The sequence below is a fragment of the Hymenobacter miniatus genome (assembly GCF_016427455.1).
GTDB lineage: Bacteria > Bacteroidota > Bacteroidia > Cytophagales > Hymenobacteraceae > Hymenobacter > Hymenobacter armeniacus.
Genome location: NZ_JAELXR010000006.1, coordinates 296,191 through 316,820, shown reverse-complemented (window position 1 = coordinate 316,820; position 20,630 = coordinate 296,191). Strand labels below are relative to the sequence as shown.

Genomic DNA, 20,630 nt, shown 5'->3' with positions numbered 1-20,630 from the left:
GTTTTGGCCTGCTTCTGCGAGGGTTGCCGTAGCTTTGTGGGCCCGCCAATGGGTTGCCCCTATGTCTGAAAACGCTACGCTTGCCCTTGTTTCGCCGCTGTCTGCCCGTGCGCAGGACATGCAGGAATCGGCCACCATTGCCATGGCCAAGAAGTGCCGGGAGCTCATTGCCAAGGGCTTCGACGTCATCAACCTCAGCTTCGGCGAGCCCGACTTTCAAACCCCGCAATACATCAAGGACGCCGCCAAGCAGGCGCTGGACGACGGCTACACCTTCTACACGCCGGTGCCCGGCATTCCGGACCTGCGGCAGGCCATTTGCGACAAGTTCAAGCGCGACAACAACCTGGATTTTCAGCCCAACCAGATTGTGGTGGGCACCGGCGCCAAGCAGGCCCTGGCCAACGCCGTGATGAGCCTGGTGAACCCCGGCGAGGAGGTCATCGTGTTTTCGCCCTACTGGGTTAGCTACGAGGAGATGGTGAAGCTGGCCGGCGGCACCGCCGTTCCGTTGCGCGGCACCCTCGAAAACGAGTACAAAGTGACGGCCGCCCAACTGGAAGCCGCCATCACGCCCCGCACCAAGCTGGTGATGTATTCGTCGCCCTGCAACCCCACGGGTGCCGTGTTCAGCCGCGAAGAGCTGGGTGCCATTGCCGAAGTGCTGGCCCGCCACCCGCACGTCTACGCCCTGGCCGATGAGATTTACGAATACATCAACTTCGTGGGCGAGCACGTGAGCCTGGCCCAGTTTCCGGAAGTGCACGACCGGGTCATCACCGTCAACGGCTTCTCGAAGGGCTACGCCATGACGGGCTGGCGCCTGGGCTACCTGGCCGCCCGCCCCGACATCGCCTACGCCTGCGAAAAGATGCAGAGCCAGATTACCTCCGGCACCTGCTCCATCACGCAGCGCGCCGGCCTGGCGGCCCTGCGCGGTGGGCGCGGTTCGGCCGATGAAATGGTGGCCGCTTACCGGCGGCGGCGCGATTTGGTGCTGGACATCGTGAGGGACATTCCCGGCTTCAAAACGCCTACGCCCAGCGGGGCCTTCTACATCTTCCCGGAAGTGTCGGCCTACTTCGGCCGCACCACGCCCGATGGCCGCACCATCAACACCTCCATGGACTTGGCTCTGTACCTGCTGAACGACGCGCTGGTGTCGGCGGTGTCGGGCGAGGCCTTTGGGGCGCCGGAATGCATGCGCTTCAGCACCGCTGCCGCCGATGACAAGCTGGTGGAAGCCTTCCGGCGGGTGAAGGCAAGCTTGGCGAAGCTGGCCTAAATTGTCCCGATAAAGCACGTCATGCAGAGCGCAGCGAAGCATCTCGCTCGAAAACCACCTGCACGATTGAGGTTCTTTCAGCACGCGAGATGCTTCGCTGCGCTCTGCATGACGTTTTTTGGAGCGGCATAAATCTAGCGAAACCTTGCCTACGACCTCGTTAACCGACCTTTTCAACGACTTCAACAAGCTGCGCGTCCTCATCATCGGCGACGTGATGGTGGACGCCTACGTGTGGGGCCGCTCGACGCGGCTGTCGCCGGAAGCGCCGGTGCCTATCGTACACGTGGCCCGCACCGAGCAGCGCCTCGGCGGGGCCGCCAACGTGGCGCTGAACGTGCAAGCTCTCGGCGCCACGCCGCTGCTGTGCGCCGTGATTGGCACCGACGCGGGCGGCGACCAGCTGCTGCAGCTGCTGCACGAAAGCGGCCTGCCGGCCGATGGCATCATCCGCAGCGCCAACCGGCCCACCACCGTAAAGCAGCGCATTCTGGCCCACGGCCAGCAACTGCTGCGCATCGACTCGGAAGTAGAAACGGATATCGACGCCGACGAAAGCGCGCAGCTGCTGGCTGCCTACGACGACCTGCTGGCCCGCGCCGACGTGGTGGTGTTTGAGGACTACGACAAGGGCGTGCTCAACGAGGCTATCATCACGGAGTGCATTGCGCGGGCCCGGCAGCGCGGCGTCCCCACGGTGGTCGACCCCAAGAAAAAGAACTTCCTGGCCTACCGCCATTGCACGCTCTTCAAGCCCAACCTGAAGGAACTGCGCGAGGGCCTGAAGCTGGAATTTGGCGACCCCGTGGCCGACCGCGCCGGCTTCGAGGCCGCTGTGGCCCGGCTACACGAGGTGCTCACGCCCGAAACCGTGCTGGTGACGCTGTCAGAATACGGGATATTTGCCCAGCAACACAACCAAAAAACCTATCTGCCGGCCCACTTGCGAACCATTTCAGACGTGTCGGGCGCGGGCGATACCGTCATCAGCATCGCGGCGCTGTGCGTGGCGCTGGGCCGGTCGGCGGCCTTCACGGCCGCACTGGCCAACCTGGGCGGCGGGCTGGTGTGCGAGCAAGTGGGCGTGGTGCCCGTGGAGAAGCAGCGGCTGCTGGAGGAAGCCCAGGAAACGGGGCTGTAACAAGCCTCATTCTAGCTCGAGATGCTTAACGGTGAGCTGACTGGTTAGCGGCTTAGTTGCTGCCGCAGCCACTGGCTGGTTTCCATCCCAGCCTCTTGCGCGACAAGCACCAAAAAAGCCTTCGTGGCAGCAATTTTGTGCGCCGCCGTGGCGGCCAAGATGCGCATAAACAGCTCATTGCCCACGCGGGCGTGCAGGGCGGCCAGCACGGCCGTGCCTTTGGCGTACACCACGCGGCGGGTGGTGGGGTAGTCGTATTTGCGGCGGTCGAAGCCGATGATGGCGGGTACACCGGTGGCGTCTTTGAGCCGGGCATTGAGCTCTTGTCGGAAAGCGGTGGTGTCGCCGCTGGCTTGCAGGTAGAGCAGGCTGGAGTAGGTGGCGAAGGCCTCGTTCAGCCACTCCTCATAACTGCTGATGGAGCCGTAGGCCCACCACTTATGGCTGATTTCGTGCGCCAGAATGAGCCGGTCTCCCCGCTTGCGCACATCGAAATCGGAGTAGGTGATGTCGACCGCGTTGTCTAACAATGCAAAGGCGTTGCGATTGGTGCCGGGCAGCAGCACCGTGAAGCGCTGAATGGTGTCGCGGCGGCCAATGGTTTTGTTATAGTAGCCGCAGATGCGCGTGGCCTCGGCCAGCAGCAGGGTATCGACTGGCAACAAAGGTTCTACCTTCACGACAGCCACTGCCGGGCCGGGCGGCGCGGCCGCCAGCCGATGAAACTGGCGGCCCACCAGCACCGTGGGTTCAATGGCCGATGTGCGGCCCCGGAAGCGAAAGCGTCCGGCGCGCTGTCTCACCGGCGGGCAGGTGCTCACCGCGGTATAGCCGGCCGGGACTTGCACATCCAGGGTGTAGGCAAGTGGGGCATCTTCCTGGTAGGGATGGAAGGGGAGCCAGAGCGTGGAGCGGCTGAACTCCAGCACCCGGGCGGTAGCAAACCGGTCCGACAGCGTGCCCGCGTAAATAATGGTGACGCGCTTGCGGCGCCGGCTGGCATTGCGGTAGCCCAGCGCAATGCCCTGCACGGTATCTTGAAACGCTGGGTAGAGGTAGGGCCGAATGGAAAGCCCGCTTAGCCGTGGGCTGCGCACGCCCAGCACGGAGAAATTCCGGCCCAGGTTGAAGAATCGGGGGCCGCGCGCCGTGTCGGCCGGTAGCCGCACGGTGTAGCGGCACCAGAAATGCCGGGTATCGGGCGCTACTTTGAGCAGGATGCGTGCTTTGGGCTGCGCCTGCGCTACCGAGGCAAAACCCAGCAACCCCAGTAGGAAAGCTAGTGCTTGCTTCAGCACTAGGCTTTCTTCAGAAATTCAGTTTTCAGCACCATCGTGCTGCCGCCGGCGCGGCCTTCAATCTCGGCAGCGCTGTTGGTGAGGCGAATGTTTTTGACCAACGTGCCACGCTTAAGAGTGAGCGAGGAGCCCTTTACCTTGAGGTCTTTGATGAGGGTAACCGAGTCGCCTTCGGCGAGCAGGGCACCGTTGCTGTCTTTGACGTCCATTAGCGGGATTTTGGTTTTTTGAACGAGGTAGAGACGCAATGTTTTGCGTCTCGTCGGCCGCGCCATTTGCATTGGTCTGCCACGGCTGCGCGATAGGTACGGTTCCAGTCGTTCGAAGGCGAGACACAAATAGTGCGTTTCTACCTCGTTCTAACGGCGGAAGAGCAGCAGGTAAGCCAGAAAAAACACCGGCGAAAGGCTGCCAATCGAAATGAGCACCACCATAAAAGTCTCGATGCCGGAGCGCTCGGACTTACGCAGGTACCACCGCCACATGAAGAAGAGCAAGCCCAAGAGGAGGGCCAGGGTGATGTAGAAGGGCGTGCCGAAGGTGGTCATGGTACAGTTTAGTGTGAGGGCCAGGATGCCGGTGGCCAGAAGTGACTTTTATAATCTGGCCAAGCTCTATGAATTGCTTCTATTAAGCGTTTGCCGCCTGCTGTTACAGAATCCTCGTGCGAGAAATAAAGCAGAAAATGAAAAGCAGCGTCGGTGTACATATGTTCGAGGCCATTGTAGCCAAACACGCACTTGTTTAATGCAATGAATTCTACCGCGCCTCCCTCTACAATTTCATAGCCAGCGGAAATGCCGAATGTCTCTGCAAGAAGGTGTATGATGGCATCGTCATCAAACCACTCAATAAAAGCATCCAAATCATAGATTTCTAATTCTTCCGAATTATCAGCCGGCCCGGTAATAGGCACCCAACCAAAAGGCAGGTCGCAATTCCAGCGCGCATTTAATTCTAGCAGGACTAAATCCTCAGACATGAATGCTTCGATTGGCAGGGTGAAGCATAATTACCCCCGCCAGGCCTTCACCGTGTCCACGAACACGCGTACGTTGTCCGGGTCGGTGTCCGGGTAAACGCCGTGGCCGAGGTTGGCAATGTGAGGGCCGCCGGCGAACTGGCGCAGCATGGTTTCGGTGGCGGCTTTCACCTGCTCGCGGGTGCCGTAGAGGGCGCAGGGGTCGAGGTTGCCCTGCAGGGTTTTGTTGCCGGCCTGCGAGCGCACCTGGGCCGGGTCTTGGTTCCAATCGAGCCCGATGGTGCGGCAGGCGGTGGCGGCAAACTCGGGCACGGCCCACCAGGCGCCCTTGGCAAACACGGTGACGGGCACGAGCGGGGCCAGGGCTTCGGTGATTTCGGCGATGTAGCGGGCCGAAAACTCGGTGTAGTGGGCGGGCGGCAGGGTGCCGGCCCAGGAGTCGAACACCTGCACCACCTGGGCGCCGGCGGCCACCTGGGCCTTGAGGTAGGCGATGGTGGTGGCCGTTATTTTGGCCAGCAGCTGGTGGGCCAGGGCGGGCTCGCGGTAGAGCATGCCGCGGGCTTTCGAGAAGGTTTTGGAGCCGTGGCCTTCCACCATGTAGGCCAGCAGCGTCCAGGGGGCGCCGGCGAAGCCGATGAGGGGCACGCGGCCGTTGAGGGCTTTTTTGGTGATGCGCAGCGCTTCGAGTACGTAGCCCAGGCCTTCCTCGGGGTCGGGGATGCGGAGCTTGTCGACGTCGGCGGCCGTCTTGATGACGCTGGGAAACAGCGGGCCGCGGGCTTCCACCATTTCGTAGGGCAGGCCCATGGCGTCGGGCACCACCAGAATGTCGGAAAAGATGATGGCAGCGTCCACGTCCAGCGCGTCGATGGGCTGGATGGTGACCTCGGCGGCCAGCTCGGGGGTTTCCACCAGCTCTTTGAAGCCGGAGAGGCGGGCGCGCAGGGCGCGGTATTCGGGCAGGATGCGGCCGGCCTGGCGCATCAGCCAAACGGGGGTGCGCTCGGTGGCTTCGCCACGGGCAGCGCGGAGGAAAAGGTCGTTTTTCAGCATAAGGAACGGCAAAGGTACACCCTTCGGCCCGGTGCTTTCAGCCCAGTCCGAAAAGTGCACCCTTGCGAAAATCGACGTTGCTTCTGTAGCGAGGGGGGCAATGCCCCGCCGCCAACCTTAGCCCGCGCGCCGCTTTTCGTCCTCGGCCCCGCCGGTGCGGCGTTTGGTGGGGGCCACCTTGTCGTTGCCGAAGCGGTAGCCAAAAGTCAGGTTGACGAAGCGGGAGTCGCGGCGCATCACGAAACGCTCCACGTAGTTGTCGTAGGTGGACGTGACGCGGCCCACGCGGGAGAAGAACATGTCGTTTACGGCCAGTTTCAGGGTGGCTTTGCGTTCCCACAAGCTTTTCTGCACGCCGGCGCTGACCTCCCCGTTGGGGCGCGACACGAAGAAACCATCGACTTCCCGCGACTGGTAGCTGCCATTGAGCTCGGCGCCCCAGCCCTTGCCGAAGGTGAAAGTGTGGTTCGAGGTCAGGGTCAGGCTCACGCCGCCGCGGTCGAGGTTGGTGCCCGCCACGGCGCCGTTGAAGCGGTTGTAGTACAGCACGGCGTTGTTGTAGGTCTTCCACCACTTCGTGATGTCCACCGGGGCCGTCAGCGTGAGGGCGTAATTGTGCTGCAGGTCGAGATTGCGAAAGGTGGATATCACGGTGCTTTCCGATTCGGGCTCCACCGTGCCCACAATGGGGTTGCTGGTGCGGCTGTAGCTCAGGCCCAGGCTGTATTTCTGTTTGAAGGTGTGCGTCAGCTCCACGTTGTAGCTGGTTTGGGGCAGCAGGTTGGGGTTGCCGCCCTGCGAAGTGGTGCGGTCGATGAGCTGCCGGAACGGGTTGAGCTGCTGATACCCCGGCCGGTCGATGCGCCGGCTCAGCGACACGGCCAGCTCGTGGTTTTCCGTGAACTGGCGCTTGATGGCCGCACTCGGAAACAGCTGGAAGTAGTTGCGTTTGAAATCTTTGTACTTCACTTCGCGGTCCTGTTTGCCCGTGGCCTTGGTTTGCTCGCCGCGCAGGCCCGCCTGCAACGTGAGCTTGGGCTGGCTGTAGTTGAGGTTCACGTAGCCGGCGTTGATGTTCTCGTCGTAGCGAAAGCGGTTCGAGCGGGTCAAGTCCAGTTGCCCGTTGGTAAAATTTTTGAGGTCGTTGTCGGCCGTCACCAGGCTCGATTTGGCGCCCAGGTCCAGCCGTAGCGCTTTGCTGAGGGCCTGCGTGTAGTCGGCCTTCACCGATTGAATGGCCAGCCGGCCGTCCTGGTCCAGGCTGTTGGCCAGGGTGGGCTCGCGCTCGAAATAGGTTTGCAGCAGCTGGTCGCGCCGGGTGTGGTAGCTGGCGTAGTCGGCATCGGCCGTCAGCTCCTGCGGGCCAAAGGCGTTGGCGAACGTGCGGCGGAAATTGAGGTTGCCGGAAACGTTGTCCAAACGGTTTTCGCCGGTGTTGGTGGCATTGTAGCGCTGCACTTGGTTGCGCAGCAGGTCGTACACCACCGATTGGTTGGTGCCGGCGGGGGTGTTGCGGTTGTTGAGGCCGCTCACCACGGCCCCAATCGTGGTGTTGTCCGACAGGTTGTAGTCCAGCCCGCCGCGCCAGCTGTGCGACCACACCTGCACGGGTTGGCGGTTGTCCTGGTCGGCGGTGCTCACGAGCGCGCGGCCCCCCCCAGCCGTGGGGCCGTAAAAATCGCGGTGTAGCGTTAGGATGTTCAAAAACGACCGGTCGGAGTAGTTGTAAGACCCAAATAGATTGAGGTTCTTCTGGCGGTGGTTCACACTCAGCCCGCCGGTGTACCGGTTGTATTCGCCGCGGCCGTAGGTGAGGTTCACGTTGCCGTTGGTGCCCAGCTTCTGGTCTTTCTTGAGGTTGATGGCAATGATGCCGGCGCCGCCTTGCGCGTCGTATTTAGCTGGCGGGTTGGTTATCAGTTCGATGCTCTTGAGCTGCTCGGCGGGCAGGGCGCGCAGGTACTCGGCCAGCTCGGTGCCGGTCATGGGCTGGCGCTTGCCGTCGATGACGACCAGCACGCCCTGGCGGCCGCGCAGGGCCAGGTTGTCGTTGCCGTCCACGGTCACGCCCGGCGAGCGGCGCAGCACGTCCAGCGAGGTGTTGCCGGCCGCCAGCGTCGAGCCTTCCACGTTCACGATGGTGCGGTCGGCCTCGCGCTCGTACAGCGGCTTTTGGCCCACCACTTTCACCTCCTTCAGCTGCGTGGCCGCGCTGGTGGCGAGTGTCAGGGTTGGCAGCTCCACGGCTTGCCCGGCGGCATCAAACGGCTGGGACCAGCGCCGCTCAAACCCCACCTGCGCCGCCGACACGAGGTAACGCCCCGCCGGAGCCCGTTCAAATTGAAACAAGCCCTTGGCGTCGCTGAATTCGGATTTTACCACCGTGGAATCCGTGGCGCGGTGCAGGGTGACGGTCGCAAACTCGACCGGACTGCGGTCGGCGCTGAGCACGGAGCCGCGCACATCGGCAGGGGCCTGGGCCCGGGCTTGAAAAGTGCTGAGCAGTAAGCCAGTCGCCAGTAGCAGCGGGGAGGAAAGTGGCAGGTAAGGTTTCATACAGAGGAGCCGGAAAAAGATTTGCAGAAAAAAGGTGAGTGGGAGAGCCAAATGCGGATTTGCTCATGCGAGCAAAAGATTATGATATGTCATGAAGGTTGCGCAGAAAAGAAAATTTTCTTCAGCGAGGATGTCTGTTTTAGCTAAGAATTCTAATTCGCTACCGGGGCGCAGTTCTGCGCAATGCGCTCTAGCAGTTGCTGCAGCATCGTGAGGTCGTCCTCGGCGATGCCGGCCAAAGCCATGGCCCGGTTGGCGAGGATGATGGGCTGCACGGCGTCCAGCATCTGGTGGCCAGCTTCGCTCACGCGGAGCCGGGTGCGGCGGCCGTCGTTCGGAAGGGGGATGCCGAGGAGCAGCCCGCGCTTGACGAGCAGGGCCAGCATGCGCGCCACCGATGCTTGGTCTTTGAACACCCGCTCGGCAATTTCCTGTTGCGTGAGGTCGTCGTGCTCCAGCACCACTTGCAGCACCAGCCACTGGTCCACGGTGATGTCGAGGCCGGCCCGGTCAATATTAGCCTGGGCCAGCCGCCGGTAGCTCCGGATGGCCTTGTCGAGCGAGTAAAAGAGGATGGAGTTCAGCATCAAGGCAAAGATAAGGTAAGATGTATGATATATCATAGAAATTGCCTTCGCTCGCGGGTGACTCGTTTGTAGGAGAAAAGGGGTGCAATGGCGGATGGAAGAAGTGCGTCATGCCGAGCGCAGCCCAGCATCTCGCTGGTGGTAGCAGTTACTCGAAGCGCGCAAGATGCTGCGCTGCGCTCGGCATGACGTTCTTTATTCTTGGTGAAGGATTGCTACTTACTTCCCGAACTGCCGCAGGTTGTAAGTGAAGCTCAGCAGGAAGTATTGCTGTAGAATGCGGCTGCGCACGTCCTCCACGTAGGTTTCGGTGGTGTTGCGGACCACGCTGCGGTTTTGGTTCAGCAGGTCGTACACTTGCAGCTTTAGCTCGCCTTGCTTGTTGGCGAAAAACTGGCGGGCCAGGCCTACGTTCCAGAGGGCGATGCGCTGGTTGTAGCCGGCGGCGCGGCCGGTGTTGTTGCTATACCAGAGGTCGGAAGTGAGCACGAAGCGGGCGGGCAACTGGTAGTACACGTCGGCCGTGAGGGTCTGAGTGAGGTAGTCGGTGTTCTGGTCGGTGAGGCGCGAGTAGCTGGCGTTCTGGTAGGTTACGTTGGCACTGATGCCGAACTCCAGCGTTTCGTTGAAGGCCGAGTTGGCGCTGGCGCCCTGGCCCAGGCTCCAGGTGCGGCCGGTGTTGGCGAGGCCGTTCACGAAGCTGGGCGACTTCACGAAGCTGGCGTTGGTGGTCAGGTTGAGGTTGATTTTGTGGGTGGCCAGGCGCTGGCCCACCGACAGGAAGCCGTTCAGGCTGTAAAAGCCGTTGGCGTTCACGGGGCGGGTGGTTTGCACGCCGCGGGCGTCGAAGGTGGTGGCCGACACAATGCGGTCATCCACGCGGCTGCCGTTCAGCAAGCCGAACACGCTGCGGTTGGTGGTGGCGTTGAACTGCGAGAACGTGGCTACCAGCGACTGCACGTATTCGGGGCGCAAAGCCGGGTTGCCGGTTTGGATGCTGAGCGGGTTGGAGTTGTCGCGCACGGGCTGCAGCTGCGTGGCGCTGGGCGCGTTCAGGCGGGTGCGGTAGTTGAGGCGCAGCTGGCGGTTGCGGCTGCCCGTGTAGCTGAACAAGGCATTGGGCAGCAGGCTGGTAAAGCGGCGCTGCACGGTGGTGTCGGCCGAGAGGTTGCGCACCGTGAGGTCGGCCTGCTGGCCGTCCAGGCCCACGCCCACGGTGTAGCGCAGGCGGCGCTTTTGCAGCGTGAGGCCCGCCCGGTTCGACTGGTAGAGGCTGGTGAACTCGTTGCTCAGGAAAGGGTTCAACCGGTCGTATTGGCCCGTGGCTTCGTTGAAATCGGTGGTGAAACGGCGGCCGTTGTTGCGCACGTCGTTGAACGTGTAATGTGTTTCGAGCTTGGTGCGCAGCGACAGCGGCTCGACGTAGGACAGCGTCAGCGCGTGGTTGCGCACCGGCGTGAATTGCTCAATGCGCTGGTTGAGCTGCTGCGTGGCCTGCGGCAGGGGCGTGCCCGAGGCGTCGAAAAACGAGGTGGTGCTGCGGTTAAAATCGGCGACGTCATGGTTGCTGAGCGTCGAGTTGAGGTTGGCCGAGAACGTGCGGCCCTGTTTGGCGAAGCGCCGCATGAGCAGGAAGTTGCCGCCGCCGTTAGGGTTGTCGGTGTTGCCGGCGTAGCTGTTGTAGCCCCGGTTGAGCAGGCGGTTGCCCACGCTGGTTTGCTGCTGATTCTGGCGGGCCAGGTCGGTGGTTTGCCACCAAGCGTAGGGCGTCAGGCGCAGCGAAGTAAGGGAATCGAGCACGTAATCGAGCCGCATGTTGAAGCGGTGGCCGGTAGTGGTTGTGCGGTTCAGTAGGCTTTGGTCGGTCACGATGGGCTGGCCGGCCTCGGGGCCGGTGTTGCCGGCCACGTTCTGGCACCGAAGCTGCTGGTCGGTGGTCACGGTGGCGCGGCTGGCCAGGTAGCTGGTGGCCACCTCGGCCTTCTTGCCCCAGGCGTCGCGATAGTTCAGGCCGATGGCGCCCGACTCGGTGATGTTCGTGGGTTGGCTGTTGGCGCCGGGGGCGTTCTGGCGCCCACCTCCGCCGTCCATGCGCAGCACCGCCCCGCCGCTGGGCCCCCCGGCCGGCGGCCCGAAATTAGCCGAAGCCGGGCCGCCGTTGTCCGAAAAGCCTTGCTGGTTGAGGTTGTTGGCTTGGGCCAGGGCCGAAATCTGTCGGCCGTTGTTGAAGCGGTTCAACCCCAGGCGGGCCTGGTAGCGGCCATCGGTGCCCACGCCCACGCCGTTGGTGCCGAAGTAGCCCTTGCGCTTGTCGCGCTTGGTCACCAGGTTGAGGGTGCGCTGGCGGTTGCCGTCGTCGATGCCCGAAAAGGCCGACTGGTCGCTCTGCTGGTCGTACATCTGCACCTTGTCGATGATGTCGGCCGGCAGGTTGCGGGTGGCCATTTTGGGGTCGTCGCCGAAGAAGGGCTTGCCATCCACCAGCACGCGGTTCACGGCCTGGCCCTGGGCGCGGATGCTGCCGTCGCGGTCTACTTCCACGCCTGGCAGCTTTTTTAGCAACGATTCCACGGCCGCGTTGGGCTGGGTTTTGAAGGCTTTGGCGTTGAAGTCCACGGTGTCGCCGTGCAGGGTCACGGGCGCGGCGTTTTGCGTTACTACCACCTCGCCCAGCTTCTGGCTGAGCTGGCCCAGGCGCAGCAGGCCAAGGTTGGGGGCGGAACTGGCGGCCGTCACACTCACGGGCAGCAGCCGGGCGCGGTAGCCCAGCGCCGACACCAGCACCTTGTAATTGCCCACGGCCACGTTTTTAAGAGCAAAACGCCCGTCGCCGTCCGTGATGCCGAAGGTGACGTAGCTCGAATCCTTGGCCAGGGTCAGCGACACGGAGGCTTCGCGCAGGGGCTTGCCGGTGGTCGAATCGGCCAGGGTACCGCGGATGGTGCCCGGGCCCGGTCGGGTAGGGGCCTGCGCCCGGCCGGCCGTAGCCAGGCCGAGCAGCAAACCGAATAGCAGAAAAAGGCGCATGAGAAGGGTAGGGCGAGGGTACTAGTTGCGGTTGATGCGCAGGCCACCCCCCTCCATCATTTTCTGGCGGAAGTCGGCCATGGCTTTTTCGCGGGCGTCTTTCAGCTCCGCGGCCGTCACTTTTTGGGCGGTGGCGCTGGGCTGCACCTCGGCTTCGGGCACCGGCTTCAGGTCCACTTTGGCGGCTCGGAATTGCTCCTGCTCGCTCTCCAGGGCCAGCACCACGCCTTTTTCCGGTGTGAGGTCGCGCACGGGGGAGTAGGTGAAGGGCAAGTCGGTGGTGAACCACACGGTGTAGGTTTCCTTTTTGTAGGGCACGGTGGCCTTGCGGCAGGTGTAGCCGGCTATTTTCTTGGTTTGCGAGGTCACCGTCCAGTTGGCCGGTGCGGGGATAGGGGCCTCGGTGCGGTAGGCCGTGGCGCCGTCGTCCTTCTTCACCGTGAGCACCGTGGTGGTGTTGCGGTTGGCCAGGTCGAGGTATACTGTTTCCTCGATGGGCCGGGCTACGCGGGACACCTGCGGCGCCGAGCCGGGCCCGTCCTCCACGGTGCGCATCACCATGGCACCTCCCTCGCGCTGCTCCTTGGCATAAGGGCCGGCGAAGCTCAACGTCATGCCGAAGCTGCGCGACTCGGGAATGTCGGTCGGAAAATCGGGGCTACCGGGCTTCACGGCCTGGCCGTTGATAATGACCCGCACCTGGCTCATGTCGGTGCGTTGGGTGGCTTCGTAATTGATGCGGCCGCTGGTTTGGGCCAGGGAGGCGCCAGCCGCCAGCAGGCCTAAGGTGCAGGTGAGTACCAGGTTTTTTGCAGCGTTTTTCATGGAGTTAGCGGGGGTGAATTGAACGCTACAAAGCACCGGCATCTTTGTGTAAAGTACTGTTATCCTGTGTTAAATAGTGTTAATGGGGCAGAATGCGCATTCCAGCTGCGTACTTTTGTTTGGCCCAAACCCCACCTCATACTCCTTCTCATGAAACGCCGCATTCGCTCCATTTTCTGGCTCATGGTGGCGTGCATGGTAGGCATCAACGGCTTCCAGGCCTACTGGCTCTACAACACCTACCAGCTCACGGGAAGCCAGTTTGCTCGCACGGCGCGCGAGGCGCTTTCCAGCGTGGTGCAGCGCCACCAGCTCGACCTGGCCCGGCAGTTCGTCGACCGCGGCCGGGGTGCCAAAGACCGCATCATGGTGTTCCAGAGCACCGACGACGACGGGCATCTCAACCGCGTGGTGCTGCAGGGCAAGGGCATCGACTCCGCCATGAGCAAGCGCCGCGATGTGCTGGTGCAGCGTGATGTAAACAAAGCGGCTCCCCTTCGCACCGGGCTCGACGGGGTGAAAGAAGTCCGGGTGTATCGCCTCGACCGGCCGCCCGGCCGGGTAGCGGGCTCCGCCGATACCATGGTGCGCAAGCTTTCCAAGCTGCTCATCAACAACTGGGCCGGCGGCCAGCCCGCCGACCTGCGCCAACTGGCTGCCGACTATCACCGCGAGCTGCGCCTGCGCGGCGCCGACGCGCTGCTGGTGCTTGACACCCTGAGCCTCCCGCTGCGCCAGCCCGGCGCGCGCCCCGCAGCATTCAACAAACTGCCGGAGCGGGCCGGCTACAGCGTGAAAACGCCGCCGGTGTCGCTCAATCCGTTTCGCGAGCTGTACGTCCGGGCCTCGTTTCAGCCGCCTACGTCCTACATCCTGCGGGAAATGGGGGGGCTGTTGGGCGGCTCGGTGCTGCTACTGGCCCTCACCACGGGCTGCTTTTGGCTGATGCTGAGCACCATTCTTAAGCAGAAAAAGCTGTCGGACGTCAAAAACGACTTCATCAACAACATGACGCACGAACTGAAGACGCCGCTGGCCACCGTTTCGGCGGCCGTGGAGGCGCTGCAACACTTCGGCGCGCTGAATGACCCCGCCAAAACCCAGACCTACCTCAGCATCTCGCGCAAAGAGCTGCAGCGTCTCTCCGATTTGGTGGAGAAAGTGCTCAACATTGCCATCGACGAGCGCCAGCAGCTGGAGCTCAGCCCCGAGCCCGTGCAGCCCGCCGAGTTGGTGGCCGAAATCGTGGCCCGCCACCAATTGCAGGCCGCCAAGCCCGTGAAATTCGACGTGCAGGTGGCGCCGGCCGCGGCCGTCAAGTTCGACAAGCTGCACATGGGCAACGTCATCAACAACCTCATCGACAACGCCATTAAGTACTCCAAAGAAGCCGTTACCATCACCATCCGGGGCCGGCAGGAACCCAGCGGCTGGCACCTCACCGTGGCCGACGACGGCCCGGGCATCGAGCTCGGCTACCAGGAAGCCATTTTCGACCGGTTCTTCCGCGTGCCTACCGGCAATCTGCACAACGTCAAAGGGTTCGGCCTGGGCTTGTATTACGTGCGGCAGGTGGTGGAGCGCCACGGCGGCCGCATCGGCGTGCGCAGCGGGCTGGGGCGCGGCAGCGAGTTTGCCCTCTGGATTCCACAAGGTTAGAAAATCAGCTCATGCCCACCGTTCTCCTCATCGAAGACGAGCCCTCGCTCGGCCTCATCGTGAAAGACAGCCTGGAAAGCCGCGGCTTCGCGGTGCAGTTTGCGCCCGATGGCGAGGCCGGCCTGCAGCTGTTTCGGCAGCAGTGCCCCGACATCGTGGTGGCCGACGTGATGATGCCCAAGCTCGACGGGTTTTCGCTGGCCGAGCAAATCCGGCGCGAGAATGCGGCGGTGCCCATTCTCTTTCTCACGGCCCGCTCGCAGCCCGCCGACGTGGTGCGCGGCTTCGAGCTGGGCGGCAACGACTACCTGAAAAAGCCCTTCAGCATGGACGAGCTGATTGTCCGCATCAAAGCCCAGCTGTCGCGCCAGCCCGCCGCAACTCCGGCCCCGGTGGGCCCGCTTGCCATCGGCCGCTACCAGTTCGACCATCCCAAGCAAAAGCTCCGCTTCGGCGCCCAGGAGGAAACCCTCACCAACCGCGAAGCCGAGCTGCTCAAACGGCTGTATGACCAGCGCAACCGGGTATTGGAGCGCAACGCCGTGCTCAAAGAGCTGTGGGGCGACGACTCGTTTTTCAACGGCCGCAGCCTCGACGTGTTCATCACCCGCCTGCGCCGCTGCCTCAAAGACGACCCGCAGGTGCAGATTGTGAACGTGCGCGGCATCGGCTACAAGCTGATTTTGTAGCAGTTCGACAAGCGCAACAGGACGTGCTTTTACGTACGTCCGAGCCCTACCGCGTGAGCCCCGGAAACAGCGCCGAGATGGCCGTGGCCAGGAAATTGACCCCGATGGCCAGCGTGATGAAGCCCATGATGCGCGACATGGCCGCCATGCCGGGCTTGCCCAGCACCCGCGTGAGGCGCAGCGAAAACAACAGGATGACGAACGCGCCCAAGGCCACCAGCACGAAGCCCAGCACGGTCATGGCCTTGTCGACGTAGCTGGGGCGGATGAGGCCGATGCAGATGGCCATGGAACCCGGCCCCGAGAGCATGGGCATGGCCAGCGGCGTGAAGCTGATGTCGTCCTTGTGCTTGCTTTCTTCGAGGGCGTCGGGGCCCACCCGGTCGCGGTTGGCGCCGGGCGTGAGCAGCTCAAACGCCGAGCGCATGAGCAGAATGCCGCCCGCAATGCGCAGGTGCTGGATGTTGATGCCAAAAAAATTGAGGATGTACTGCCCGCCGAAGAACGCCACCGTGAGCACCATCACCATGTAGATGCAGGCCCGCAGCGCCGTGCGCGCCCGCTCCGAGGCGCGGTCGTCGGCGGTGAGGGTGAGGAACACCGGCATGGCCCCGAAAGGATTGACGATGGAAAACAGGGTGGTGAAGGTGGCGAGCAGAATTTCCATAGGGCGCAAAGGTAGTGGCGGGGCCGAACCGGGCGGAAAAGTACTATTTTGCCGGCTCAACGGCGGCCTGCCGCTTTGCGTAGGCCAGTTTACGCTTTTTCGCCTTCCCACCCCATGATTCCTGACTCCTCCCCCGGCGAGCATTCCGCCGGTACTGAAAACGACCGCCCCGTGACCGAAAACCCCATTGTGGGCATCATCATGGGGTCGAAGTCGGACCTGAAAATTATGTCGGCCGCCGCCGATTTATTGCGCCAGTTCAACATTCCGTACGACATCACGCTGGTGTCGCCGCACCGCACGCCGCACCGCATGGTGGAGTACGCCGAAAGCGCCCGCAAGCGCGGTCTGCGCGTGCTCATTTGTGGCGGGGGCGGGGCGGCCCACCTGCCGGGCATGGTGGCGGCCTTCACCACGCTGCCCGTCATCGGGGTGCCCATCAACAGCACGCTGTCCATTCAGGGGCTCGATTCCATTCTGAGCATGATTCAGATGCCGGCCGGCACGCCCGTGGCCACCGTGGGCCTCGACAACGCCGCCAACGCCGCCGTGCTGGCCATCCAGATTCTGGCCCTCAACAACGCCCGCCTGGCCGATGCCCTGGAGAAGTACCGCACTACCCTCAAAGACCGGGTGATGCGCACCATCGAAGAGCTGCGCAAGGGCGGCTTTCAGGACGACCTATAAGCCGCAGGCGCCCCGTGCAGCCCGCACGGGGCGCCTGCTCCGGGCGCGGCCCTTTTCCTGCCCTGTTTCCGTATTCCCACCCCGTTGCCCTTCATGCCCACGTTTGTTTCTGTATTGCTTACTGCCAGCCACTGGGCGGTTTGGCTGATTGGGGGCGCCGCCCTGGTGGCCACGCTGATGCCCCTGCTGCGCCACACCGCCTGGTGGATTCGGGTGTTCGACTTTCCGCGCCTGCAGATTGTGCTGGCCCTGGTGCTGGTGGCGGCGGCCAGCCTGGCCCTGGGCCACGCCGACGCCGGCCGTGGCCACCAGCTGTTTTTGCTGGCGTTGGCGGCGGCCACGGTCTACCAGTTGCTGCGCATTATTCCGTACACGCGGCTGGTGCGCAAAGACGTGGCCGACAGCACCCGCACCCACGACCCCCGCGCCGAGCTCAGCCTTGTGGTGATGAACGTGCTGCAGTACAACCGCGAGGGGGCGCTGGCCCTGGCCACCGTGCGCGCCGCCGACCCCGACGTCATCATGGCCGTCGAAACCGATGCGTGGTGGCACGAGCAGCTGCAGCCGCTCGAAGAAACCCACCCCTACACCTGCCACGAGCCCCTCGACAATACCTACGGCCTGCTGTTCTTCTCGCGCCTGCCCCTGAAGGGCTGTCAGATTAAGTACCTGCTCGACGACGACATTCCCTCGCTGCACACCCACGTGCAGCTGCCCGACAGCCAAACCTGGGTGCGCCTCTACGGCCTGCACCCCAAGCCGCCCGCGCCCCAGGAATCGAAAACCAGCACCAAGCGCGACGCCGAGCTGCTGCTGGTGGGCAAGGAGGTGGACCGCCGCGACGAAGCCACCATCGTGTTCGGCGACATGAACGACGTGGCCTGGTCGCACACTTCCGAGCTGTTTCGGCGCGTATCGGGCCTGCTCGACCCGCGCGTGGGCCGCGGCCTGATGCCCACCTTCCACGCCGATTACCGGCTGCTGCGCTGGCCGCTCGACCACGTGTTTGTGTCGGCGCACTTCCAAGTGGTCGACATGCGCCGCCTGCCCCACGTGGGTTCCGACCACTTTCCCATTTTCGTGCGCCTCAGCTACGAGCCCCAGCACAAAGCCACGCAGGAAGAAAACGCCGAGCAGGCCGACGCCGAAGACCGCGCCGAAGCCGACGAAAAAATAGCCGAGGGCTTCGCCGAAGAGCAGGAAGAAGAAACCGTAGAAACCAGCGCGGCCAACTCGTAGGCCGCCGCATGGGCCACAAAAAAGCCGCCCCGACCGGAGCGGCTTTTTTGTGCCGTAAGAACGGCGGACTATTTCGCCGCGGTTGGCTTTTTCTTGGTCACCAGGTCCACGGTCATGAAGTCGGCCGCGGGTACCTGGCGGCCGGTGGCTCCCACGTACTGCGGGCGAATCTGCACCATGAGGCGCCGGTTGGCGGCCGTGAAATCGGTGAGGCCGGAGGCAAAAGCGGCGGGCGTGCTGCCCGCGAGCTGGGCCGGTTTCACGTTGATGTCGACGGTGATGGGCAGGGTTTCGATGGCGCTGGCTTCGAGCGGCGTGTTGGCGGCGGTCGAGCCCGTCGTCAGCTCTTTGCCGTCGAGCAGCAGCTTGTAGTCGAGCTGCTTGAGCTGCACGCTGGTCGGGCTGGGGTTTTTGGCGTACACGCGCATGGCGAGGTGCAGCGGCAGGTTGCCTTTTTTCAGGGCGGCCTGCAGTTGCTGTTGCTGGGGCGAGGCAATGTCAGCGGCTTGGCGCACAAACAGGATGTCCTGGCCGCCAAGCTTGGCCTCGTCCACGAAGTTGAGGCGGTACTGCATCAGGGTGTAAGCCTCGTTTTCGAGGGCTTCGGCCGAGACGTTTTTGCCGCTGGGCTTGTCTTTCACCTGCTCGCTCACGCTACAGGAGCCGGCGGCAAAGAACAAGGCGCCAAACGCCAGCGCGCGGGCAGGAAATAGGAGGGAAGAAATTTTCATAAGAAAGAATAGGATGCAATACAGAAAGCCGCGCTGAAGCAAACGGCGCCGGCAGCAATGCGCTGCTTACGCGAAAGCGCAAGCAGGGTTAAAGGTAAAACCCCGAGAACGAAAAAGGCCGGAAGCTGCTGCCTCCGGCCTTTTTGCAAGGGCTCGGTGAGTTTTAGTCAACCCACCAAGCCCCGCTGTCTGCGGCCCTTATTTGCCGTCTACTTCTTCGTAGTCCACATCGGTCACGTGGTCGGCGGGCTGGCCCTGGCCGGTGCCGTTCGGGCTCTGGCCGTCGCCGCCGGGGAAGCCACCGGCACCGGGCTGGCCGCCTTCGGCGCCACCGGCGGCATACATTTCCTGCGAGGCAGCCTGCCAAGCGGCGTTGATGGCTTCCATGGCGCTGTCGATGCGGGCGAGGTCTTTGGCTTCGTGGGCCGATTTGAGGTCGGCCAGCGCGCCTTCGATGGCGGTTTTGTTGCCGCCGCTCAGTTTGTCGCCGTACTCTTTCAGCTGCTTCTCGGTCTGGAAAATCATCGAGTCGGCGGCGTTCACCTTGCTGATGCGCTCGGTTTCGGCTTTGTCGGCTTCGGCGTTGGCGGCGGCTTCGTCGCGCATGCGCTTAATGTCGGCTTCGCTCAGGCCCGAGCTGGCTTCGATGCGGATTTTCTGCTCTTTGCCGGTGCCCTTGTCCTTGGCGGTTACGTTCAGGATGCCGTTGGCGTCGATGTCGAAGGTTACCTCAATCTGCGGCACGCCGCGCGGTGCGGGCGGGATGCTGTCGAGGTGGAACTTGCCGATGGTGCGGTTCTGACTGGCCAGCGGACGCTCGCCCTGCAGCACGTGGATTTCCACCGAAGGCTGGTTGTCGGAAGCCGTCGAGAAGGTTTCCGATTTCTTGGTCGGGATGGTCGTGTTCGACTCGATGAGCTTGGTCATCACGCCGCCCATCGTCTCAATGCCGAGCGACAGGGGAGTCACGTCGAGCAGTAGCACGTCCTTCACTTCGCCGGTGAGCACGCCGCCCTGGATGGCAGCACCAATGGCCACCACTTCATCGGGGTTTACGCCTTTGCTAGGCTTCTTGCCGAAGAACTTCTCCACTTCCTCCTGGATGCGGGGAATGCGGGTCGAACCACCCACGAGGATAACCTCGTCGATGTCGGAGGTGCTCAGGCCGGCGTCTTGCAGGGCTTTTTTCACCGGGTCCATCGAGCGGCGCACGAGGTCGTCGGCGAGCTGCTCAAACCTGGCGCGGCTCAGCTTCACCACCAAGTGCTTGGGGCCCGAGGCCGTGGCGGTGATGTAGGGCAGGTTGATTTCGGTTTCGGTCGAGCTGGAAAGCTCCACTTTGGCTTTCTCCGCAGCTTCTTTCAGTCGCTGCAGGGCCATGGGGTCGTTGCGCAGGTCGAGGCCTTCGTTGTCCGACTTGAACTGGTCGGCCAGGAAGTTGATGATAACCTGGTCGAAGTCGTCGCCGCCAAGGTGGGTGTCGCCGTTGGTGCTCAGTACTTCAAACACGCCGTCGCCCAGCTCCAGGATGGAGATGTCGAACGTACCACCGCCGAGGTCATACACGGCGATTTTCTGGTCTTTGTGCTTCTTGTCCAGGCCGTAGGCCAGCGCGGCGGCCGTAGGCTCGTTGATGATGCGCTTCACGTCGAGGCCCGCAATGGCGCCGGCTTCTTTGGTGGCCTGGCGCTGGGCGTCGTTGAAGTAAGCCGGCACCGTGATAACGGCTTCGGTTACGGTCGTGCCGAGGTAGTCCTCAGCGGTTTGCTTCATTTTCTGGAGCACCATGGCCGAGATTTCCTGCGGCGTGTAGTTGCGGTCACCGATTTTCACGGCCACGGTGTTGTTGGGACCAGCCACTACGTCGTAGGCCACGTGCTTCGTCTCGGCGGTCACTTCGTTGAAGTGGCGGCCCATGAAGCGCTTGATGCTGGCGATGGTGTTTTTGGGGTTGGTCACGGCCTGGCGCTTGGCGGGGTCGCCCACCTTGCGCTCGCCCTTGCCCCCGTCGAGAAACGCGACGATGCTGGGGGTGGTGCGGCGGCCTTCGCTGTTGGGAATCACAACGGGTTCGTTGCCTTCCATTACGGCCACGCACGAGTTGGTGGTGCCGAGGTCAATGCCGATTATTTTGCCCATGAGAGGGGTGTGTTGGTTAAGATGGAGAGTGGAATGTGTCAGGTTGGAGCCGCGTTGCCGCT

At 63.0% G+C, this 20,630-nt stretch carries 18 protein-coding genes; 6 read left to right on the top strand and 12 right to left on the bottom strand.

Translation table 11 applies throughout. From position 1 onward, the window contains the following. Positions 1–61 precede the first annotated feature (61 nt). Together JAO73_RS12100 and JAO73_RS12095 are read left to right on the top strand one after the other, a co-directional pair. Positions 62–1,285: a pyridoxal phosphate-dependent aminotransferase gene (locus tag JAO73_RS12100; protein WP_198977286.1), complete on the top strand. Its 1,224-nt coding sequence runs from the start codon at positions 62–64 to the stop codon at positions 1,283–1,285. Positions 1,286–1,430: 145 nt separating this feature from the next. Beyond that, complete coding sequence (locus JAO73_RS12095) at positions 1,431–2,426, top strand: bifunctional heptose 7-phosphate kinase/heptose 1-phosphate adenyltransferase (RefSeq protein ID WP_198977285.1); 996 nt, start codon at positions 1,431–1,433, stop codon at positions 2,424–2,426. A gap of 44 nt (positions 2,427–2,470) precedes the next feature. Here JAO73_RS12095 and JAO73_RS12090 read toward each other — a convergent pair whose 3' ends face one another. The 9 genes from JAO73_RS12090 to JAO73_RS12050 form a co-directional block, all read right to left on the bottom strand. After that, entirely contained in the window at positions 2,471–3,691 is a 1,221-nt protein-coding gene (locus tag JAO73_RS12090) for a M1 family aminopeptidase (protein ID WP_198977284.1), read from the bottom strand. A gap of 32 nt (positions 3,692–3,723) precedes the next feature. Further along, a complete protein-coding gene (locus JAO73_RS12085; RefSeq protein WP_198977283.1) occupies positions 3,724–3,933 on the bottom strand; it encodes a zinc ribbon domain-containing protein YjdM in 210 nt (69 codons plus the stop codon). A 150-nt stretch (positions 3,934–4,083) separates the two neighbouring features. Then, on the bottom strand, positions 4,084–4,272 hold the full coding sequence (locus tag JAO73_RS12080) for a hypothetical protein (protein ID WP_198977282.1): 189 nt from the start codon (positions 4,270–4,272) through the stop codon (positions 4,084–4,086). An 8-nt stretch (positions 4,273–4,280) separates the two neighbouring features. After that, positions 4,281–4,706 carry a hypothetical protein gene (locus tag JAO73_RS12075; protein ID WP_198977281.1) on the bottom strand — a complete coding sequence of 142 codons (426 nt, stop codon included), beginning with the start codon at positions 4,704–4,706 and terminating at the stop codon, positions 4,281–4,283. Positions 4,707–4,736: 30 nt separating this feature from the next. Beyond that, complete coding sequence (gene hemE, locus JAO73_RS12070) at positions 4,737–5,762, bottom strand: uroporphyrinogen decarboxylase (protein ID WP_198977280.1); 1,026 nt, start codon at positions 5,760–5,762, stop codon at positions 4,737–4,739. A gap of 117 nt (positions 5,763–5,879) precedes the next feature. Next, the gene (locus JAO73_RS12065) at positions 5,880–8,318 is read right to left on the bottom strand and encodes a TonB-dependent receptor (RefSeq protein WP_198977279.1); all 2,439 of its coding nucleotides are present in this window, start codon (positions 8,316–8,318) and stop codon (positions 5,880–5,882) included. Positions 8,319–8,470: 152 nt separating this feature from the next. Further along, a complete protein-coding gene (locus tag JAO73_RS12060) occupies positions 8,471–8,905 on the bottom strand; it encodes a MarR family winged helix-turn-helix transcriptional regulator (protein ID WP_198977278.1) in 435 nt (144 codons plus the stop codon). Between the two features lie 219 nt (positions 8,906–9,124). Continuing rightward, positions 9,125–11,932 (bottom strand): outer membrane beta-barrel family protein, encoded by a 2,808-nt coding sequence (locus JAO73_RS12055; RefSeq protein WP_198977277.1) that lies wholly within the window; start codon positions 11,930–11,932, stop codon positions 9,125–9,127. A gap of 21 nt (positions 11,933–11,953) precedes the next feature. Continuing rightward, complete coding sequence (locus JAO73_RS12050) at positions 11,954–12,757, bottom strand: GLPGLI family protein (protein WP_198977276.1); 804 nt, start codon at positions 12,755–12,757, stop codon at positions 11,954–11,956. Positions 12,758–12,907: 150 nt separating this feature from the next. Between JAO73_RS12050 and JAO73_RS12045 the strand changes: the two genes are divergently transcribed. Both JAO73_RS12045 and JAO73_RS12040 read left to right on the top strand, forming a co-directional pair. Continuing rightward, complete coding sequence (locus tag JAO73_RS12045) at positions 12,908–14,416, top strand: sensor histidine kinase (RefSeq protein WP_198977275.1); 1,509 nt, start codon at positions 12,908–12,910, stop codon at positions 14,414–14,416. Between the two features lie 11 nt (positions 14,417–14,427). After that, positions 14,428–15,105 carry a response regulator transcription factor gene (locus JAO73_RS12040; protein WP_198977274.1) on the top strand — a complete coding sequence of 226 codons (678 nt, stop codon included), beginning with the start codon at positions 14,428–14,430 and terminating at the stop codon, positions 15,103–15,105. Between the two features lie 46 nt (positions 15,106–15,151). Here JAO73_RS12040 and JAO73_RS12035 read toward each other — a convergent pair whose 3' ends face one another. Beyond that, the gene (locus JAO73_RS12035; protein ID WP_190924126.1) at positions 15,152–15,772 is read right to left on the bottom strand and encodes a MarC family protein; all 621 of its coding nucleotides are present in this window, start codon (positions 15,770–15,772) and stop codon (positions 15,152–15,154) included. A 201-nt stretch (positions 15,773–15,973) separates the two neighbouring features. Between JAO73_RS12035 and purE the strand changes: the two genes are divergently transcribed. Further along, on the top strand, positions 15,974–16,459 hold the full coding sequence (gene purE / locus JAO73_RS12030; RefSeq protein WP_223827630.1) for a 5-(carboxyamino)imidazole ribonucleotide mutase: 486 nt from the start codon (positions 15,974–15,976) through the stop codon (positions 16,457–16,459). A 93-nt stretch (positions 16,460–16,552) separates the two neighbouring features. After that, positions 16,553–17,698: an endonuclease/exonuclease/phosphatase family protein gene (locus JAO73_RS12025; RefSeq protein WP_198977273.1), complete on the top strand. Its 1,146-nt coding sequence runs from the start codon at positions 16,553–16,555 to the stop codon at positions 17,696–17,698. A gap of 68 nt (positions 17,699–17,766) precedes the next feature. Here JAO73_RS12025 and JAO73_RS12020 read toward each other — a convergent pair whose 3' ends face one another. Continuing rightward, positions 17,767–18,429, bottom strand: coding sequence for an LEA/WHy family protein (locus tag JAO73_RS12020; RefSeq protein WP_198977272.1), 663 nt, complete (start codon positions 18,427–18,429; stop codon positions 17,767–17,769). Between the two features lie 198 nt (positions 18,430–18,627). Next, on the bottom strand, positions 18,628–20,568 hold the full coding sequence (dnaK, locus tag JAO73_RS12015; RefSeq protein WP_198977271.1) for a molecular chaperone DnaK: 1,941 nt from the start codon (positions 20,566–20,568) through the stop codon (positions 18,628–18,630). Positions 20,569–20,630: the final 62 nt, after the last annotated feature.

Bases quoted from the DNA above. Each gene is read 5' to 3' on its own strand.
- JAO73_RS12100 (WP_198977286.1), top strand. From the start codon at position 62: ATGTCTGAAAACGCTACGCTTGCCCTTGTTTCGCCGCTGTCTGCCCGT.
- JAO73_RS12085 (WP_198977283.1), bottom strand. From the start codon at position 3,933: ATGGACGTCAAAGACAGCAACGGTGCCCTGCTCGCCGAAGGCGACTCG.
- JAO73_RS12080 (WP_198977282.1), bottom strand. From the start codon at position 4,272: ATGACCACCTTCGGCACGCCCTTCTACATCACCCTGGCCCTCCTCTTG.
- JAO73_RS12075 (WP_198977281.1), bottom strand. From the start codon at position 4,706: ATGTCTGAGGATTTAGTCCTGCTAGAATTAAATGCGCGCTGGAATTGC.
- hemE (WP_198977280.1), bottom strand. From the start codon at position 5,762: ATGCTGAAAAACGACCTTTTCCTCCGCGCTGCCCGTGGCGAAGCCACC.
- JAO73_RS12065 (WP_198977279.1), bottom strand. From the start codon at position 8,318: ATGAAACCTTACCTGCCACTTTCCTCCCCGCTGCTACTGGCGACTGGC.
- JAO73_RS12060 (WP_198977278.1), bottom strand. From the start codon at position 8,905: ATGCTGAACTCCATCCTCTTTTACTCGCTCGACAAGGCCATCCGGAGC.
- JAO73_RS12055 (WP_198977277.1), bottom strand. From the start codon at position 11,932: ATGCGCCTTTTTCTGCTATTCGGTTTGCTGCTCGGCCTGGCTACGGCC.
- JAO73_RS12050 (WP_198977276.1), bottom strand. From the start codon at position 12,757: ATGAAAAACGCTGCAAAAAACCTGGTACTCACCTGCACCTTAGGCCTG.
- JAO73_RS12045 (WP_198977275.1), top strand. From the start codon at position 12,908: ATGAAACGCCGCATTCGCTCCATTTTCTGGCTCATGGTGGCGTGCATG.
- JAO73_RS12040 (WP_198977274.1), top strand. From the start codon at position 14,428: ATGCCCACCGTTCTCCTCATCGAAGACGAGCCCTCGCTCGGCCTCATC.
- JAO73_RS12035 (WP_190924126.1), bottom strand. From the start codon at position 15,772: ATGGAAATTCTGCTCGCCACCTTCACCACCCTGTTTTCCATCGTCAAT.
- purE (WP_223827630.1), top strand. From the start codon at position 15,974: ATGGGGTCGAAGTCGGACCTGAAAATTATGTCGGCCGCCGCCGATTTA.
- JAO73_RS12025 (WP_198977273.1), top strand. From the start codon at position 16,553: ATGCCCACGTTTGTTTCTGTATTGCTTACTGCCAGCCACTGGGCGGTT.
- JAO73_RS12020 (WP_198977272.1), bottom strand. From the start codon at position 18,429: ATGAAAATTTCTTCCCTCCTATTTCCTGCCCGCGCGCTGGCGTTTGGC.
- dnaK (WP_198977271.1), bottom strand. From the start codon at position 20,568: ATGGGCAAAATAATCGGCATTGACCTCGGCACCACCAACTCGTGCGTG.